We start from the raw sequence: 16,544 nt of genomic DNA, 5'->3' as shown, positions 1-16,544 counted from the left end.
CGCCCATGAAGCAGCTTGCTGTGGAGGCGGTGGGTCACCTTTATTTGATTTTAAAATCAAGAAGATGTATAATTAAGTCACGAAAGAAGTGTGGTTTTCCCGCCCAAAAAGCTTTATAGCTGTGGGAGAGTCATGCTTCTTTTTTGCCTCACAAAAGCCCCTAGGTTTGTTTCTAAGGGCTTTTAGTTTTTCCATTGCCTTTGTAGAACTTTAGTATTTTTAAATACAAAACCTTATACTAATCGTATACTTTTTACATAACTATAAACCAATCTGCATTTACATCTGCTAAGTGTTCTATAACCTTTTGCATAATTAGGTATACAATTGTTCTTGATTTTCGTATCTCATCAACTACCACATACTAGATTAAAACTTATTACAAAAAAATGACTCACTGAGACGAAAACGATAGAATGAAATAAATACCCTGAGACAAGTATTTCAGTGTGTTTTTGTGGTAAAATATAGTAGATTAATAAATGAAAAGTACGTATTTTTAGAAGTTCTAATTAACAAGAAGAAAGGTTGCTTTATGGCAATAGATATTAGTGAAGAACAGTTGGCTATGGAGTCGGCTGATTTATTAAAAATTCTTTTAAAAGATCGAACGACCAAGAAAAATATTGTTTGGGCGACTCATTCTTATGAATTGTTAGGAAAGGGATTTGCTCCAAGTGACCGCATCACTCCAAGTAGGGTGACAGGAGCTTATGCAAACTTGATTCAACCCCGATCAGAAAAGTCTAAGTATGAGCAAAAAGACCGCACCAAGATTAGAGCCGAAGTTTTTACGCCAACTTGGTTAGTTGAAAAGCAAAATGGCTACGTGGAAGCTGAACTTGAAGCTCTAGATCTTGAAGATTATATCCAAGTGCGCTGGCTAGAGATTACCTGTGGTGAAGCACCTTATATGGTTACTCGCTATGATACAGTAACTGGCGAAGAAATTCCATTATCTGAGCGAGTTGGTTTTGTTGATAGAAAATTGCAGCGCCTTAGCCGTGAGGTCTCAGATGAAGTCACCTTCTATGAACTTGTAAAAAAAGCTTATCGAGCTTCTTATGGATATGAGTACCAAGGGGATTCTCTGCTTTTGGCGCGTGAAAATCTTTTAGCGACCTTTGAGGACTACTATCAAGCCAAGACTGGAAATCAACCAACATTGGAACAGAAGAAAGAAATTGCGACTATTATATCCTATAATGTCTTTCAGATGGATGGATTGGAAAAAATCAGTCCTTACTCGGCTAAACAAAGTCCATCTCAACAGTTAAGCTTGTTTTCAGATGAGCTAGAAGTCCAAGAAGTAGAAGAATCTAAAACCCAAATCAAAGACTGGAAAAAGAACAAGATGATAGGTTTTGAGCGCCTATCTAGTGAGGAAAGTGAAATGAAATTTGATGTCGTGATAGGAAATCCGCCGTATCAGATAGATAGTGGAACATCTGCTCGTGATGATGCTATTTATAATTTATTTTATGACTCAGCTGAAGAGATTTCAAAAAAATATCTACTTATTACCCCTGCTCGTTTTCTATTTAATGCAGGATCTACTCCAAAAAAATGGAATAAGAAAATGCTTGAAGACGAAAAATTAAAGGTTGTTTTCTATGAGCAAGACTCATCAAAAGTATTTCCGGGTGTTGGTATTTCTGGAGGTGTTGTAATTCTATATAGGAATGAAGATAAAATTACTGGGCCTATAGGCTCCTTTACTAGCCATCCAGAGCTAAATAGTATTTCAAAGAAAGTAGAAAGTAACACTCCATCAACTTTGAATAATATTATTTCAGGTAGGGGTATCTATAGATTAACAGAAAAAGCACATTTGGATTTTCCGCAGATTGAAAGTTTACAATCAAAGGGACATAAAAATGATATTGGTACAGGTGCATTTGATAAGTTTACTGACATAATTTTCTTTGATTCAATTAATGAAAAGAAAGAAAGTTATACTAAGGTATATGGTAGATATCAAAACAATCGAGTGTATAGATATATACAAAGTGATTATATAAATAAACCTTTAGGTCATGAGAGTTGGAGAGTTATACTACCAAAAGCGTATGGAACAGGCATTGCGAATAATAACACTTCTGTAATTTTGATAGGAGAACCATTTGTTATAGAACCTCTTTCAGCTTTTACTGAAACATACATTTCGATTGGTCAGTTTAGTAGTCAAGAGGAAGCATTAAACTGTTTAAAATATATAAAGAGTAAATTCGCTAGAGTATTACTCGCGGTCTTAAAAGTTACACAGGATAATACACGTGATAAGTGGGCTAAAGTCCCTCTCCAAGACTTTACGGTTAATTCGGACATTGATTGGACACAATCAGTGGCTGATATTGACCGTCAGCTCTATCAAAAATATAATCTTTCTCCTGAAGAGATTGCCTTTATTGAGACTCATGTAAGGGAGATGGATTGATGGTAGAAATTAAAACCTCGAAAGAGATTCATCCTAAAATCTATGCTTACACCACCCCTACGGTAACTAGCAATGAGGGCTGGATTAAGATTGGTTATACGGAGCGTGATGTTACACAACGGATTAAAGAACAAACGCATACTGCTCATATAGATACAGATGTCTTATGGACTGGGGATGCAGCCTATACGGAAGAACCTGATAAGGGAAAGACTTTTAAGGACCATGATTTCCACCATTTCCTTTCTTTCCATGATGTGGAACGTCGTCCTAAGACGGAATGGTTCTATTTTAATGGAACTCCTGAAAAATCTAAAAATCTCTTCGATAAGTTTGTTCAGCATGATTTGTCAGGTTATCAGCCTGGCCAAGGACAGGACTATACTCTGCGACAAGAGCAAGAAGAAGCAGTTTCTAAAACCTTAGCTTATTTCAAGAATCATCCAGGAGGCAAGTTCCTCTGGAATGCCAAGCCACGTTTTGGTAAAACCTTATCTACCTATGATCTAGCTCGTCGAATGGATGCTGTCAATGTTCTGATTGTAACAAACAGACCTGCCATTGCCAACTCATGGTACGATGATTTTGAAAAATTCATAGCAGGTCAAACGACCTACAAGTTTGTTTCAGAGTCAGACAGCCTTAAAAATCGCCCAACCTTGTCACGTAAAGAATTTGTTAGTATTTTAGATGACGATGTAAGACAACTTGCTTTTATCAGTCTCCAAGACTTGAAAGGCTCTGCTTATCTTGGTGGAGAGCACAATAAACTCAAATGGGTGACAGACCTACATTGGGATTTATTGGTCATCGATGAGGCTCATGAAGGAGTTGATACCTTTAAGACAGACCAAGCCTTTAATAAGATTCGTCGAAACTTTACCTTGCATCTATCTGGAACTCCATTTAAGGCATTGGCCAAGGGAGAGTTTACAGAGGAGCAGATCTACAACTGGTCTTATGCGGATGAACAGGCTGCCAAATCCACTTGGTCACCTGAACAAGAAGAGGAAAATCCTTATGAAAGCTTGCCTCAGTTAAATCTCTTTACCTATCAAATGTCTCAGATGATTGGTGAAGAGTTAGAAAAAGGTGCTCAACTCGATGGTGAAAATATCGACTATGCTTTTGACTTGAGTGAATTTTTCGCAACAGATGATAAAGGGAAATTCATCCATGAGCAAGATGTCAGAAGTTGGTTAGATACTTTATCAAGCAATGAAAAGTATCCATTTTCAACCAAAGAACTTCGTAATGAACTCAAACATACTTTTTGGTTGTTAGAACGTGTAGCCTCAGCTAAAGCTTTAAAAGCACTGCTAGAAGAACATCCCATCTATGAGAACTACAAGATTGTTCTAGCTGCTGGTGACGGGCGTATGTCAGAGGAAGACGATAAGGTCACACTGAAATCCTTAGACTTGGTTAGAAAAGCGATAGCAGAGAATGACAAGACCATTACCCTATCCGTCGGTCAGTTGACGACAGGTGTGACGATCCCTGAATGGACAGGCGTATTGATGTTATCAAACTTGAAATCACCAGCCCTTTATATGCAGGCAGCCTTCCGCGCTCAAAACCCATACTCATGGAGCGATAGCAAAGGGAATCACTTCCGTAAAGAAAGAGCTTATGTATTTGATTTTGCGCCAGAAAGAACCTTGATTCTCTTTGATGAGTTTGCAAACAACTTATCACTTGCAACTGCTGGAGGTGGAGGAACTTCCGCAACTCGTGAAGAAAATATTAGAGAATTACTAAATTTTTTCCCTGTGATAGCAGAAGACCGTGCAGGTAAGATGGTTGAAATTGATGCCAAGGCGGTCCTCACTATACCTCGTCAGATAAAAGCTAGAGAAGTCCTCAAACGAGGCTTTATGTCCAATCTCTTATTTGATAACATAAGTGGAATCTTCCAAGCCAGTCAAACAGTTCTAGACATCTTAAATGAACTACCAGTTGAAAAGGAAGGGAAGTTACAAACACCTTCTGATTTACTAGATTTTTCAGATGTTACAGTGGATGATGAGGGCAATGCAGTTGTTGACCATGAAATCGTGGTCAATCAACAAGCTCGAATGTTCGGCGAAAAAATTTATGGACTTGGACAGTCTGTTGTTGAATTAGTCACAAAAGATGAGGACAAAACTCAAAAACAACTAATTAATGACTTGAGCCAGACAGTATCTACGGTAATTGTAGAAGAATTGAAAGCTGGATATGATCTGAAAACTCGGGAAACAGACCACATCAAGAAGCAAATTGCAGTAACATTTGAGAATGAAGTTCGAAAAAATGAGATAGAACGTAAAATTACTGAAGCTCATATCAAGGAAGAGGTGCAGCAACAGCTCAAGGAAGTAAATGATAAGGAGCAGAAAGATAAGATTCAAGAAGTTCTTGAAAAACGAATAGAAGAAAATAATCTCATTCATAAAGAAAAACTAGAACAAACACTCAAAAAAGAAGTGGAAAAGATGCCTGAGAAGTTTATCGAGCAGGTTGAGGTCAAACGTGTTGAACAGTTGAAACAAACTGCTCAAGATGAAATCCGGGATCACCTTCGTGGCTTTGCGAGAACAATCCCTAGCTTTATCATGGCTTATGGTGATCATTCCCTAACGCTTGATAATTTTGACACCTTTGTTCCCGAGCATGTTTTTTATGAAGTAACGGGAATTACGATTGACCAATTTCGTTATTTGAGAGATGGTGGACAGGATTTTGCAGGACATCTCTTTGATCGAGCAACATTTGATGAAGCCATCCAAGAATTTCTTCGCAAGAAAGAGGAGTTGGCAGATTATTTTAAAGATCAGAAAGAAGATATTTTTGATTATATTCCACCACAGAAAACTAATCAGATTTTCACTCCCAAACGTGTGGTGAAGAGAATGGTAGATGAGCTTGAAAAAGAGAACCCAGGAATCTTTGATGACCCATTTAAGACATTTATTGATTTGTACATGAAGTCAGGTCTCTATATTGCTGAACTTGTTAAGCGACTATACAATAGTAATGGCTTAAAAGATGTATTTCCAAATCCTGAAGAACGCTTAAAACATATCCTAGAAAATCAAGTTTATGGATTTGCGCCTTCAGAGATTATCTATAACATTTCGACGAATTTTATCTTTGGAAATCTCTCTCAAGATATCAGTAGAAAAAACTTTGTTTTAGAAGATACCATTCCAGCTGCTAAAGAAGGTAGGATTCAGGAATTGGTGGATAAATATTTTGGGTAGGATTCTAGTTGATTGTAATTAAAACTACGAAATTGAGCTAAGGTTTTTCGTATTTAAAACATGAAGTGAATAGAAAAAGAGGTCAAGTTTTAACTTGACCTCTTTTGAAATATTGTTTAGGTAGAATAAAACAGAAGCAGAAAATATAAATATTTATTTTCATTTTATCGAAGTCTATTATCTTAGTTACACAATATTTAAGTAATTTTACATTTACTAAATTAAAATATTATTTTAGTGTCAAATAGTCATTGTTGATGGTATAATTTAAGAGAAGTTTATATAAGGGAGTTTTTATTATGGTTATTAATAATATTAATTTAGTTATACCCAAAGATATTCAAAAGGGCTTAGAATCAGGTATATACAAACAATTTGGTTCTGTTATCAGAAATAATAAGGGACAGATTATTAAGCATCTCAAAGCTGTAGATTTTTCTAAAGATACTGCAAATAAATTAATCGGCAATAAGGCTATAAAAGTTGGACTAATAGGTGCAGGAGTTTTAGCTGTAGGAGGAGTTGGTTATTACGGCTATCGTAGTATTCAGATGAATAGTGTATCAAAATCTCTAATAAAGAGGTTAACTCAGTATTTAATTACGGCTCAAAAAGGAGAATTGACTGAGAAAGATATTGATAAGTTTTTAAATTTCTTAAATAAAAATGAATCTCAGCTAAAGAAATTAGAATTAGATACCTCTCTTGATGAATTATTTGAATTGGTTAAGGCTTATACAGAGCAGTTTGCTGAAGCAAACAACTATGTATATCATAAAGAAACTAAAAGAAAAACTAATCATAACGACAAAATTATTAATCTAAAAGAGTATCTTAAAGTACAAAAGAACATATATAGTTCAGAAGTAATTTAGTTATTTTAATTTTATAATTTGAGATGCTAAAAAAGTTTCTATTCTAATTTCTGAAAATAATTTTTAAACAAGTATTTTCATTCAAATCATATTTTTTCAATTATAAATGATTTATCAGAATACGAAGTGGTGGAAAAAATAGTAGAGTTAGTTTGAAGAAAACGAGGGATTATGCAATTATTAGTTCAAGTGAAACACATGCTTTTCAAAATAGGTTTTAAGAAAGATTGCATATTTTTATCTAGAGGTAAAGGAAAAATTTTTTAAAATAACTTTTAAATTTTTTTCAGTCTCAGCTTTGTCTGTATCCATTTTAAGAATCGTTGCAAAATTCTGCTGTATTAGAGTATCTATGTGTATAAGTTAAATTTTGTAAAAACTTTTTTAATGTAGGAGTAGACACAAATAGATAAACATATTAATAATTGTTGCTGAATATATATAAAAAGCACTTTAGTTGATAGTAACATAACATGTGTTACCGGATAAAGTGCTTTGTTGATTTTCTAGATACTCAAGAATTTTTCTCTTGATTCATTTGAATCTTCCATTTTGAAAAGCTTTATAAAATCAAGATAGTCAGAATATCGTTCTTCTGGGATAAATGTTAACAATTCTTCTGTATCAGATTCAGATTGGTTTAGGCCCCATTCGTTCAGTATTCTAACGAATTCATCAGAAATACGAATATCACGTTCTCTAATTTCATCAAGTCCCCAATTGTTATTACTTTGACTTAATTCAAGTAAGATGCCAACTTTGGACTTCTTGTAGCTTTCTTTTTTCTTAGCAAAGTATCCGTTACTTGCGATAATATTGAGCTTCTTTTCAATGGGAATCTTATTACCAATATGTTCAACTAATTCTTTGATTTCAGAATCTGAATTTGTTGGGAAATAACTTGATTGCCATTTTTGGGGAAGGATATGCTCAATTTCCCATTTTTCTGGTAATAATTCCGATTGATGTTGGTAAGCTATGATATTTAATATCATCTTCACTGTATTACGATTCGCATTTTTGATTTTATCTGACAATTCTTTCTCATCGATTTCGCTGAAATTGAATCTGGGTTGTGATGAGTTAACTATTTCTGCATTTAAATTCAAGATTCCAGTTTTTACGGCATTAATTGTTGGTGTTATGATATATTTTGCAGAAAGAACTGCTAATAATCTCTTCACAAAAATAAGAAAATCCTCTTCAAATGTGTCTTTATGATGATAGTGTAAATAGTAAATGACAACAGGATATTTCCAGAACTCATTAGGATAAGAGGCCAGAGCATCCAAAATTTGTTTTATTTCCATATTTTCGGACCATTTTTCATTTTCTAGTGAGACTCTATTATTTATCACTATCCACAAATTTAAAATGGCATTTAAGTTTTGCATTAAATCTTGTGAGTACAGTTTTTCGAAATTATTTTTTGCATAATATTTTCTAATACCAGGGGTGGTTGTCTTACGATCATTTTCTTTTGCTCTCAAGTAAAACATATAGTAGTAAAATAACTTTTGAATACTTTCACCAGCATTTGAAGCTTGTTCATCTAGTTCTTGCCAGAGTTCTATAAATTCCTTTTTTTCATTAGAATTCAAGTGATTATAAATTTTTGCTTTAAAAATATCGGCATCTGATAATGCTAATCCTCTATCGTTTAGAGTTGAAAAAATAGTTAGTGCTGTTTCTTGACTATCGGCTGTAATAGGGAGAAGAATAGCTTGATTTAAGATATTACTGATGAAGTTATAAAAGGACAATGGATTATCTGCAGCATATTCATTAACTAGTTGCTGGAGCAATCTATAATTTTTAGCATAGTTGCTATTTGATTTTTCATCTGCTTTTCCAGAGACTAGTATCTTAGCAAATTCTTGATTTCCCTCTTCTCCCATTACCCGGGAACTAATAAGGATTTCATCAAAATTAACTACTCCTGTAGTTGGATTTTGTTTCCAAATTGTTGGTTCAATTTGACTTTTCAAGAAATTAGTCTCAGGACCACCACTTTCTAATTTAGTGTAAATAGCTCTCAATAGCAACAAGAGGCTTGTAATACGCTGTTGACCATCGATGATTTCCTGTTCTTTATTGTCATTTTCATATGCAACTATTGTGCCAAGAAAGTAAGTATTACTTTCATCTTCGGTTGTATTGAGTGTGTATTCAGTTAAATCATCGAATAAAACTTGGATTTGTTCGTCTGACCAAGCATATGGTCTTTGATATTCGGGAATAATAAATCTTTTATTCTTTCCAGTCTCTAAGAGTTGTTTGACGCTTCTTTTGTCAACATTTATTGATGTAGTCATAGAAGAAATTCCTTTGATTTGTTTATAATATAGCTCATTATATCAATTTTTTACAAAAATTGATATTTTTAAGAAAACACAATGTTAATAAATGGTATAATAAAGCTAGTTCAAATTGCTGGAGATAATATAATGTTAGCTGATAAAGAAATTTTCTTCAAAGTGGGGAATATCCTCCGTGAGCAAGGGATACTTGAAAAGTTTGAAGAGGAAAATGGAGAAATAACTGGTCATATGATGATTACAATGACGGAAATACCTCCTGAATTAGGAATTGATAAAATTAGCGATAATATACGTGCTTTTTGTGCTTCCTTTGATTTCTATGATATGATGATTGGAATTGCATTTGATTTAGACACAATGGAACTTATTCCTCAAATGTGGTTCACTCCTCAGACTGATGATGCTGTGGAACCTTCTAGTGAATGGATTGAATTCTTTGTAAAAACTCTATGTGAGAATATATCGGAAGATGGTTTTGGAGTACCAATGTATAGTTTTTTAAATGATCACAGCGACCTCACGATTGTTCCGACTAAATCATAGAAAAGAGAAAGGAGAAAGATTTTGAATAAACAGGATTACCGCTTAGCTCACGCATATTCTAGTAATAATAAGCCTGAGTTGGAAAAGGATAAAATTTGTGGTTGTTTTTATTGTAAGCAAATTTTTTCTCCACTTGAAATTGATGATTGGATAGTGGAAGACACGAAAATAGACTACAGAGGAACTGCTTTATGCCCATATTGTGGTATTGATTCTGTAATTGGTGCAAGCTCTGGATTCCCAATAACTAAAGAATTTCTTGAAGCAATGCATCGGACTTGGTTTGGATAATTTCGTTAATATTATTGTATAATAAAGAATTTGTTAAATTTATATGGTATTTTAATCTCTACCTTTTTCAAGAATACTAATGATTCCTTTTATAATCGTATTGATAGATACAATAGTTGATTAAAACAGAACTAAACTATTCCTCTATTATAAAAATATTGATTCAATTTTATAAAATTAATAAGTAAAATTAGTCCTAAGAAAACATGGTTTTACACTGTTTTTAAAATAACTGTGAACTATTTTTTCAAAACTAGGTCTTAAGAAAGTCAGTAAAGCATCAAATAATAGAAGAATAAAATTTAATATAAAAAAATCCCATCAGAATAATTTCTGGTGGGGTTTTTGGTGGGGAACCAATCAATTTTGATTGATTTTTAACCTTTTATAATAACCTAAAGTGCTGTTAAAACAACCATTTCACTTCAAATCATGTTTATAAATCATTCCCACTCACTAAAAGTCAGATATTGACTGTTTAGGATAGTTGATTTAATAGTGATTGATAATACAATCAATTAGTACTATTTGACATTATTTGAGTCTTTTGTTGTTAAATTGTTGTTATCTTTTTGCCAAGGCCATTTGAATCTTCGATTAGACTTTTTGAACTTTTCAAATTCAATAATATCATCAGCAAATTCTTTGGCTTCAACTAGTATAGTATCTAAAATTAACTCTTCGTCTTTATCAAGTTTATTTTTCTCCAGCAGTATTTCTTTAAGTTTTGCTGGATTTAAAGATTCATCTAATAATTCAAATGCTAAAGTCATTTTTAAATCATAAAGGCTTTGTATATTGGACTCTTTTAGGACACTTAAATCATACTTATATTTTTGATTTAAAATTCTATCTCCAAAATTTACCTTGCGTCCTAATAATTCGTCAGTGGTTGTATCTAGTATGTTGGCTAATTTTATAATGTTATCTAAAGTAGGTTCTGCCTTACCACTTTCCCAATTACTATAAGATTTCTGACTTATATTTAATTTAGTTGCTAATTCAGTTTGAGTTAGTTTTTTTTCTTTACGCAACTCTTTTAATACAATATTGTTTAATGCCATATAATTTACCTCAAAAAAATTTAAGTTCACGGTTGACAAATATACCTGCTAGGTATATAATTAAAACATACCTTGTAGGTATATTCAAATTATACCAAACTATACAATGTTTGACAAGAAGAGAGGTACATAGCCTATGATTGTATAATAAAGTCTTTGAAGAAAGTTCCTCAAAGACTAGAATCTTAGTAAATTCAGTTTCTTGTTGCTAGTAGCTAGTAGCTGGTAGCAGGAGCGAAAGCAGAATGCCAGCGACTGCGGACGCCAGCGCTCACTAGCGCTCACTAGCAACTAAGGATAGGTTACTAGTAGCTGGTAGCTAGTAGTAGGAGCGAAAGCGTGAGCCAGCGACTGCGTGTACTAGCGTGTACCAGCGTGTACTAGTCACCTATCAGTAACATAGGATATTTCACAAACTTTTAGTAGAAAATAGACCTACAATCTCTAATAGGTAGGTCTAAAAGACATTGAAGAGCCTTCAAACCCTTGGGAGAGTAGGTACGGAGTGCATTTTATTGAACGAAATCGTATTGGTGCTTAGAGCCACAAGGGAATAGAGCCTATTTGATGTCTTTTGCCGAAAGACAAGGATATTTAAGCAAGTGAAAAAAGATTGTGAAATTTTATCAAACATATAGATAAGGAAATATAAAAATGGAAAAATTTAAAATAACTTCAACACAATTTATTAAAGGTGAATTTGAATTCGACAAAGAGCAATTTGAGATACCGGAAGTACTAAGAGTAGATTTCTCAAAAGCTAGAGAAAAATATGAATATGTTGAAATTAACGGAGAAAGTACAAAAACTGATAAAATTGAACGTTACACAGCTTATTCTAAAGATGGAGAATTGGCTCAATTCTTAGAAGAAAAAGGTATGGTTTCCGAGATTGAAGAATTGAAGGACTTTGTATTTGAGATTTCAGGCGATCTTGAAAAAGTCAAAATGTTCAAAGAAAAAGGTGTAACTCGTTTTATCACTCTGACAGATTATGCTATTAAACCAAAATGGAACGGTTCAAGACAATGCTTTGATGGTATTAAATTAGAGGTGAGAGAATTTGAAGAGGTGTAATACGGTCACTATTGACTGGTTTGCTAATACAGTTAAACCGGTTGATGATGTGGACTATATGAAATCTTGTAAGTATGTAATTGAAGAACTATTAAAATTAAATTTTAATGATTTTGTCCTTGAGTTGTACGGTACAAACCGGTATAATCACCATTTTGCTTATGCAGATATTAAGGTTTATTTCTCTCTTAATGATGATAATTCAATGAATTATGGAATGGGAATTTTTACCGAAATGAGAGGGCAAGGATGTAGGCAATATGAACAATTTATGGACGGTTCAGGTAATAACTGGAGCGCTTTAATAAGTAGGTATCTAAATGATTGTGCTCATTTTACAAGGCTAGATGTAGCAAATGATATTTATGATGGAAGTTTATCAGTTCAGAAAATTTACGAATATTGCAAACAAGGTTTATGTATTAGCTATTCAAAAAAATATGAGTATCATGAAACTGGCAGACTTGAAGATGGTGAAATCGTTGGAGAAACAATAAATATTGGGAGAAAAGGGAGTAACTCGCAACAGTGGGGAGTGTATAATAAGCTGATGGAACAAGGAGAGAAAGCAAGCGACATAGGAATTGATTCATGGATTCGTTCGGAGCTTAGATTATTTGGAGATAAGGCTGTGTTATTTGCTCAAAATATGGCTATGAAGAAACCATTGAAAGATTTGTTTTTCTCTGTATTAGCCAGCCATTATCGATTTGTTTTATCGGATAAATACTCGATAGATACAAAAAAATCAAGAAGGGATACTGTTTCATGGTGGAATGAATATATTCAAACAAAGGAGCGTACAAAATTGAAAACAGTAAGAGAAGAGACCACTTTGCTTAAGTCAAAAGAATTTCTAGAAACTCAAGTTGCTCGAACACTTTCAAAGGTTTATAAGGCTTATGAGAGTTCTCAAGGGGTAGAATCTGCAAATGCATATATAAATTATCTGTTAGCTCTTGGTCTTGAAAAAATGAATGATAAAGATTATACAGAAGTCAAAGAATTTTCCGTTGAGCAAAATAACAGTTTTTCATGGGGGAAATAAAATGGCTAAAAAATTGTTATTTTCTTTGACAAAAGATTAGAGTTAGATTTTTGTATAATACGAATCGGAAAAAGTTTGTTGGTAAGTCAGGAACTGGATAATATATATATGTTCATGAATGATAAAGATTTATGGACTAAATGCAAAAAAAAGATGCGTGAAAATTCATCACACATCAAAATAAAAAACCAAAATAATTATATCATAAAGAAAGGGGAAAAAGTATGTTTGTTGTAAAAAAAGATTTAATGAAATTAGGTTTTTCAAGTTGGCAAGCTATGATGTTAGTAAAACAGGCTAAAGCAAAATTAGCTAGTCAAGGTCTAACATGGTATGAAAGTAAAGGCTTAGGACGTGTGCCACTTGAGACGGTAGAAGAAATTTTAGGTGTAAAAATAGATGAAGCAAGTCTAGTAGATATGGAAGTAAAAGAAAATGCCTAAAATACCTAGTATTTACCCTATGAGTAATGGCACGTATAGAGCGACTGTTTCTCTAGGTTTTGATGTTCAGACTGGCAAAAGGATACAAAAGTTTAAGAATGGCTTTAAAACGCAAAAGGAAGCTCAAGAGTGGCGCTTACGTATGCTTGCTGATTTTGGTAAAGGTTCTATAACCGTTAATAGTACAATGACTTTTAAAAAGTTTCTTGATGATTATTTTATACCAGACTATAAAAGCCAAGTAAGAAAACGTACTTTTGATATGACACAATCAAAATTTAAAAGACTGTCATATTTTGAGAATATGAAGTTATCGGATATTCAAGCACCTCATGTTAAGCAATGGCAAAATTCAATGTTTATAGAGGAATTGTCTAATAATTATATTCGTTCTGTTCATCAAATCTTACAACAAATCTTTGATTTAGCAGTTAAACTAGGTATGTTATCAAGTAATGTTGCTAAAACGGTAGGAAACGTAAAAAAAGACCGTCCTAAAGTTGATTTTTGGACGGTGGAAGAATTTCAGCTATTCATTAGTACATTTGATAAATCTAATATCTATGAATTATTGTACTTTACTACATTTTGGTTTTTCTTTATGACTGGAGTTAGAACAAGTGAATTACAAGCTATTGAATGGTCGAAAATAGATTTTGAAAAAGGTACTGTTTTAATAGACTGTTCAATGTATTATAAAAGCCAAAAAGAGTGGTATCTTACCGATACAAAATCTATATCAGGTGTAAGGCTTTTATATCTTGATGATGATACATTGGAACATTTGAAATATTGGAAGAAAGCACAATCTCAGATAGGAGAATGTAAATTTGTATTTTCGATAGCAGATAGTCCGTTGGTAAAATCAACTCTTAAACGTGTTCTAAAATCTCATAGTGATTACGCAAAAATAAAATCAATCAGGATCCACGATTTAAGGCACTCTCATGCCAGCTTTATGCTCTCTCTAGGAATGAATGATTTAGAAATGCAAAATCGTCTAGGACATGCTGATATTAAGACCACACTTGGAACGTACTCTCATTTAAGACCAAATGCAATGAAAGAAGTGGCAACTAGAATGACTGGAAAAGTAGTGGTGAGTGATAATAATATCAGAAAAAGTAAATTTAATGGCAATCAGCATACTAAAAATTTTCAATCTAAAGTTTTATCTGACTAGCAAAGTCTGTCTGATTAAACTTTTGATTCCTACGGTAAACTATTGAAGTTTACCGTATTATTAGTTATAATTCATATACAAGGGGGTTCTATGATGAAAGATGTTCAATTAAAACAAAATCACGTTCGATATTTAAAGTCTATCAGCGATTTAGAAAAAATGTTTGATGATGGAGAGTATGTAAGTGAAGAAGAATTCCTTAAAAGTTATGAATATGTAGAAACAAATGATGACGGTCATGAAATATGGCATTTAAAACCACATATTCAAAAACAGATTAAAGATAAGTATGATTTATAGGAAAAATTATAGCTTTGTTGTTAAATTGTTGTTAAAGTAAAATAAAAAGCCTTAGAAAGATTGATTTCTAGGCTTTTTTTAACTAATTAACTCTATTCCCACTCTACAGTTGCAGGTGGTTTACTTGTAATATCGTAGACGATGCGGTTAACGTGGTCAACTTCGTTTACGATACGAACTGAGATTTTTTGGAGGACTTCCCATGGAATCTTCGCAAAGTCAGCTGTCATTCCATCGATAGAAGTGATAGCACGGATGGCGATTGTGTAGTCATAGGTACGGCCGTCACCCATAACACCCACGGAACGAACGCCTGTGTTGACAGTGAAGTATTGCCAGATATCCCGGTCAAGACCAGCTTTGGCGATTTCTTCACGGAGGATAGCGTCTGATTCACGAACGGTTTCGAGTTTTTCTTCAGTGATTTCTCCCATAACACGGATGGCAAGACCTGGTCCTGGGAATGGTTGGCGCCATACGATGTGGTCTGGCATACCAAGCTCAGTACCAAGTGCACGAACTTCATCTTTATAAAGAGTGTTCAGTGGCTCGATCAGTTCAAACTGCATGTCTTCTGGAAGTCCACCCACATTGTGGTGAGACTTGATAGTTTGAGCAGTATCGGTACCAGACTCGATCACGTCAGTATAGAGAGTTCCTTGCGCCAAGAATTTCACGTCTTTTAGTTTGCTTGCTTCATCATCAAAGACATAAACAAACTCGTTACCGATGATTTTACGTTTTTGCTCTGGATCAGACACACCAGCAAGTTTATCCAAGAAACGTTTGGCAGCGTCTGCTTTAACGATGTTCAAACCAAACTTACCACCAAGCATATCCATGACTTGGTCAGCTTCACCTTTACGGAGAAGACCGTGGTCTACAAAGATACAGATCAATTGATCGCCGATGGCTTTTTGGAGGAGAACCCCAACAACAGAAGAGTCAACACCACCTGAAAGACCAAGGAGAACACGTTTGTCTCCCACCTTTTCACGGATTTGTTTGATTTGCATCTCGATAAAGTTATCCATAGTCCAGTCACCTTTGGCACCACAGATGTTCAAGGCAAAGTTACGAAGGATATCATAGCCGTGAACTGAATGACGAACCTCTGGGTGGAATTGGATACCATAGATTTTCTTGTCTGGATTTTCGATTGAAGCATAAGGACAGTCAGCTGATGTACCAGTACGAATGAAATCAGCAGGAATTTCTGTAACAGCATCTCCGTGGCTCATCAAGACAAGTTGTTCTTCTGGAGTTCCAGCAAAAAGAGCAGATTCTGTGTGAGTCAATTTTGATTGACCGTATTCACGGTTACCAGCGTCACCTGCAGGAACAACTTTTCCTCCAAGCTTGTGAGTCAATAGCTGCATACCATAACAGATTCCCAAAATCGGAATTCCAAGTTCAAAAATTTCTGGATCAATATCAAACGATCCTTCTTCGTAAACAGAGTTTGGACCACCTGAAAGTACAATCCCGATAGGATTGATAGCACGGACTTCGTCAGCCGAAATCTTGTGACTTTTTAGTTCTGAAAAGACACCAATCTCACGGATACGACGTGAGATGAGTTGGTTGTACTGGCTACCATAGTCCAGTACGATGATCTTTTCGACATCTTGCAAATCAGTTGAAATGTTGCTCATCTTTTCCCTTTCTTAAAAGAAATATCTTCTTGAATATTCTATCATAAAAGGGTTAGAATTAC

Annotated in this window: 13 protein-coding genes; 10 read left to right on the top strand and 3 right to left on the bottom strand. The window is 34.1% G+C overall.

Annotation, left to right across the window (positions count from 1 at the left end; all coding sequences use genetic code 11):
- Window positions 1-535 precede the first annotated feature (535 nt).
- From QM810_RS03500 to QM810_RS03490, 3 genes are all read left to right on the top strand, one after another.
- Window positions 536-2,437, top strand: coding sequence for an Eco57I restriction-modification methylase domain-containing protein (locus QM810_RS03500; protein WP_414253872.1), 1,902 nt, complete (start codon window positions 536-538; stop codon window positions 2,435-2,437).
- On the top strand, window positions 2,434-5,682 hold the full coding sequence (locus QM810_RS03495; protein ID WP_414253871.1) for a DEAD/DEAH box helicase family protein: 3,249 nt from the start codon (window positions 2,434-2,436) through the stop codon (window positions 5,680-5,682). Before QM810_RS03500 ends, QM810_RS03495 begins: the two co-directional genes overlap by 4 nt.
- 299 nt (window positions 5,683-5,981) lie before the next feature.
- Window positions 5,982-6,557, top strand: a complete 576-nt coding sequence (locus tag QM810_RS03490; protein WP_414253870.1) for a hypothetical protein — start codon at window positions 5,982-5,984, stop codon at window positions 6,555-6,557.
- Window positions 6,558-7,063: 506 nt separating this feature from the next.
- On the opposite strand, the gene QM810_RS03485 is transcribed toward QM810_RS03490, so the two are convergent.
- Window positions 7,064-8,872: a DUF262 domain-containing protein gene (locus tag QM810_RS03485; RefSeq protein WP_414253869.1), complete on the bottom strand. Its 1,809-nt coding sequence runs from the start codon at window positions 8,870-8,872 to the stop codon at window positions 7,064-7,066.
- Window positions 8,873-9,004: 132 nt separating this feature from the next.
- Here QM810_RS03485 and QM810_RS03480 point away from each other — a divergent pair, with 132 nt between their 5' ends.
- Together QM810_RS03480 and QM810_RS03475 are read left to right on the top strand one after the other, a co-directional pair.
- Window positions 9,005-9,421 (top strand): hypothetical protein, encoded by a 417-nt coding sequence (locus QM810_RS03480; RefSeq protein ID WP_414253868.1) that lies wholly within the window; start codon window positions 9,005-9,007, stop codon window positions 9,419-9,421.
- A gap of 21 nt (window positions 9,422-9,442) precedes the next feature.
- Window positions 9,443-9,712, top strand: coding sequence for a hypothetical protein (locus tag QM810_RS03475; RefSeq protein WP_025170358.1), 270 nt, complete (start codon window positions 9,443-9,445; stop codon window positions 9,710-9,712).
- Between the two features lie 524 nt (window positions 9,713-10,236).
- Here QM810_RS03475 and QM810_RS03470 read toward each other — a convergent pair.
- Window positions 10,237-10,776, bottom strand: coding sequence for a helix-turn-helix domain-containing protein (locus tag QM810_RS03470; RefSeq protein WP_414253867.1), 540 nt, complete (start codon window positions 10,774-10,776; stop codon window positions 10,237-10,239).
- A 654-nt stretch (window positions 10,777-11,430) separates the two neighbouring features.
- On the opposite strand from QM810_RS03470, the gene QM810_RS03465 reads away from it, so the two are divergent.
- From QM810_RS03465 to QM810_RS03445, 5 genes are all read left to right on the top strand, one after another.
- On the top strand, window positions 11,431-11,853 hold the full coding sequence (locus QM810_RS03465; RefSeq protein WP_414253866.1) for a hypothetical protein: 423 nt from the start codon (window positions 11,431-11,433) through the stop codon (window positions 11,851-11,853).
- Window positions 11,840-12,901, top strand: coding sequence for a replication initiation factor domain-containing protein (locus tag QM810_RS03460; protein ID WP_414253865.1), 1,062 nt, complete (start codon window positions 11,840-11,842; stop codon window positions 12,899-12,901). The genes QM810_RS03465 and QM810_RS03460 overlap by 14 nt, the downstream gene beginning before the upstream one ends.
- 224 nt (window positions 12,902-13,125) lie before the next feature.
- On the top strand, window positions 13,126-13,344 hold the full coding sequence (locus tag QM810_RS03455; RefSeq protein ID WP_049519936.1) for a DUF3173 family protein: 219 nt from the start codon (window positions 13,126-13,128) through the stop codon (window positions 13,342-13,344).
- Window positions 13,337-14,527, top strand: coding sequence for a tyrosine-type recombinase/integrase (locus tag QM810_RS03450; protein WP_414253864.1), 1,191 nt, complete (start codon window positions 13,337-13,339; stop codon window positions 14,525-14,527). Before QM810_RS03455 ends, QM810_RS03450 begins: the two co-directional genes overlap by 8 nt.
- A gap of 90 nt (window positions 14,528-14,617) precedes the next feature.
- The gene (locus QM810_RS03445; RefSeq protein WP_414253863.1) at window positions 14,618-14,827 is read left to right on the top strand and encodes a hypothetical protein; all 210 of its coding nucleotides are present in this window, start codon (window positions 14,618-14,620) and stop codon (window positions 14,825-14,827) included.
- A 92-nt stretch (window positions 14,828-14,919) separates the two neighbouring features.
- Here QM810_RS03445 and guaA read toward each other — a convergent pair whose 3' ends face one another.
- On the bottom strand, window positions 14,920-16,482 hold the full coding sequence (gene guaA / locus QM810_RS03440) for a glutamine-hydrolyzing GMP synthase (protein WP_414253862.1): 1,563 nt from the start codon (window positions 16,480-16,482) through the stop codon (window positions 14,920-14,922).
- Between the last annotated feature and the right edge of the window lie 62 nt (window positions 16,483-16,544).

It is taken from the genome of Streptococcus infantis, from assembly GCF_047464155.1.
Taxonomy (GTDB): Bacteria; Bacillota; Bacilli; order Lactobacillales; family Streptococcaceae; genus Streptococcus; species Streptococcus infantis_U.
This window is presented reverse-complemented; position numbering and strand designations above follow the sequence as displayed.

Bases quoted from the DNA above. Each gene is read 5' to 3' on its own strand.
- QM810_RS03500 (WP_414253872.1), top strand. From the start codon at position 536: ATGGCAATAGATATTAGTGAAGAACAGTTGGCTATGGAGTCGGCTGAT.
- QM810_RS03465 (WP_414253866.1), top strand. From the start codon at position 11,431: ATGGAAAAATTTAAAATAACTTCAACACAATTTATTAAAGGTGAATTT.
- QM810_RS03485 (WP_414253869.1), bottom strand. From the start codon at position 8,872: ATGACTACATCAATAAATGTTGACAAAAGAAGCGTCAAACAACTCTTA.
- guaA (WP_414253862.1), bottom strand. From the start codon at position 16,482: ATGAGCAACATTTCAACTGATTTGCAAGATGTCGAAAAGATCATCGTA.
- QM810_RS03490 (WP_414253870.1), top strand. From the start codon at position 5,982: ATGGTTATTAATAATATTAATTTAGTTATACCCAAAGATATTCAAAAG.
- QM810_RS03455 (WP_049519936.1), top strand. From the start codon at position 13,126: ATGTTTGTTGTAAAAAAAGATTTAATGAAATTAGGTTTTTCAAGTTGG.
- QM810_RS03480 (WP_414253868.1), top strand. From the start codon at position 9,005: ATGTTAGCTGATAAAGAAATTTTCTTCAAAGTGGGGAATATCCTCCGT.
- QM810_RS03445 (WP_414253863.1), top strand. From the start codon at position 14,618: ATGATGAAAGATGTTCAATTAAAACAAAATCACGTTCGATATTTAAAG.
- QM810_RS03450 (WP_414253864.1), top strand. From the start codon at position 13,337: ATGCCTAAAATACCTAGTATTTACCCTATGAGTAATGGCACGTATAGA.
- QM810_RS03470 (WP_414253867.1), bottom strand. From the start codon at position 10,776: ATGGCATTAAACAATATTGTATTAAAAGAGTTGCGTAAAGAAAAAAAA.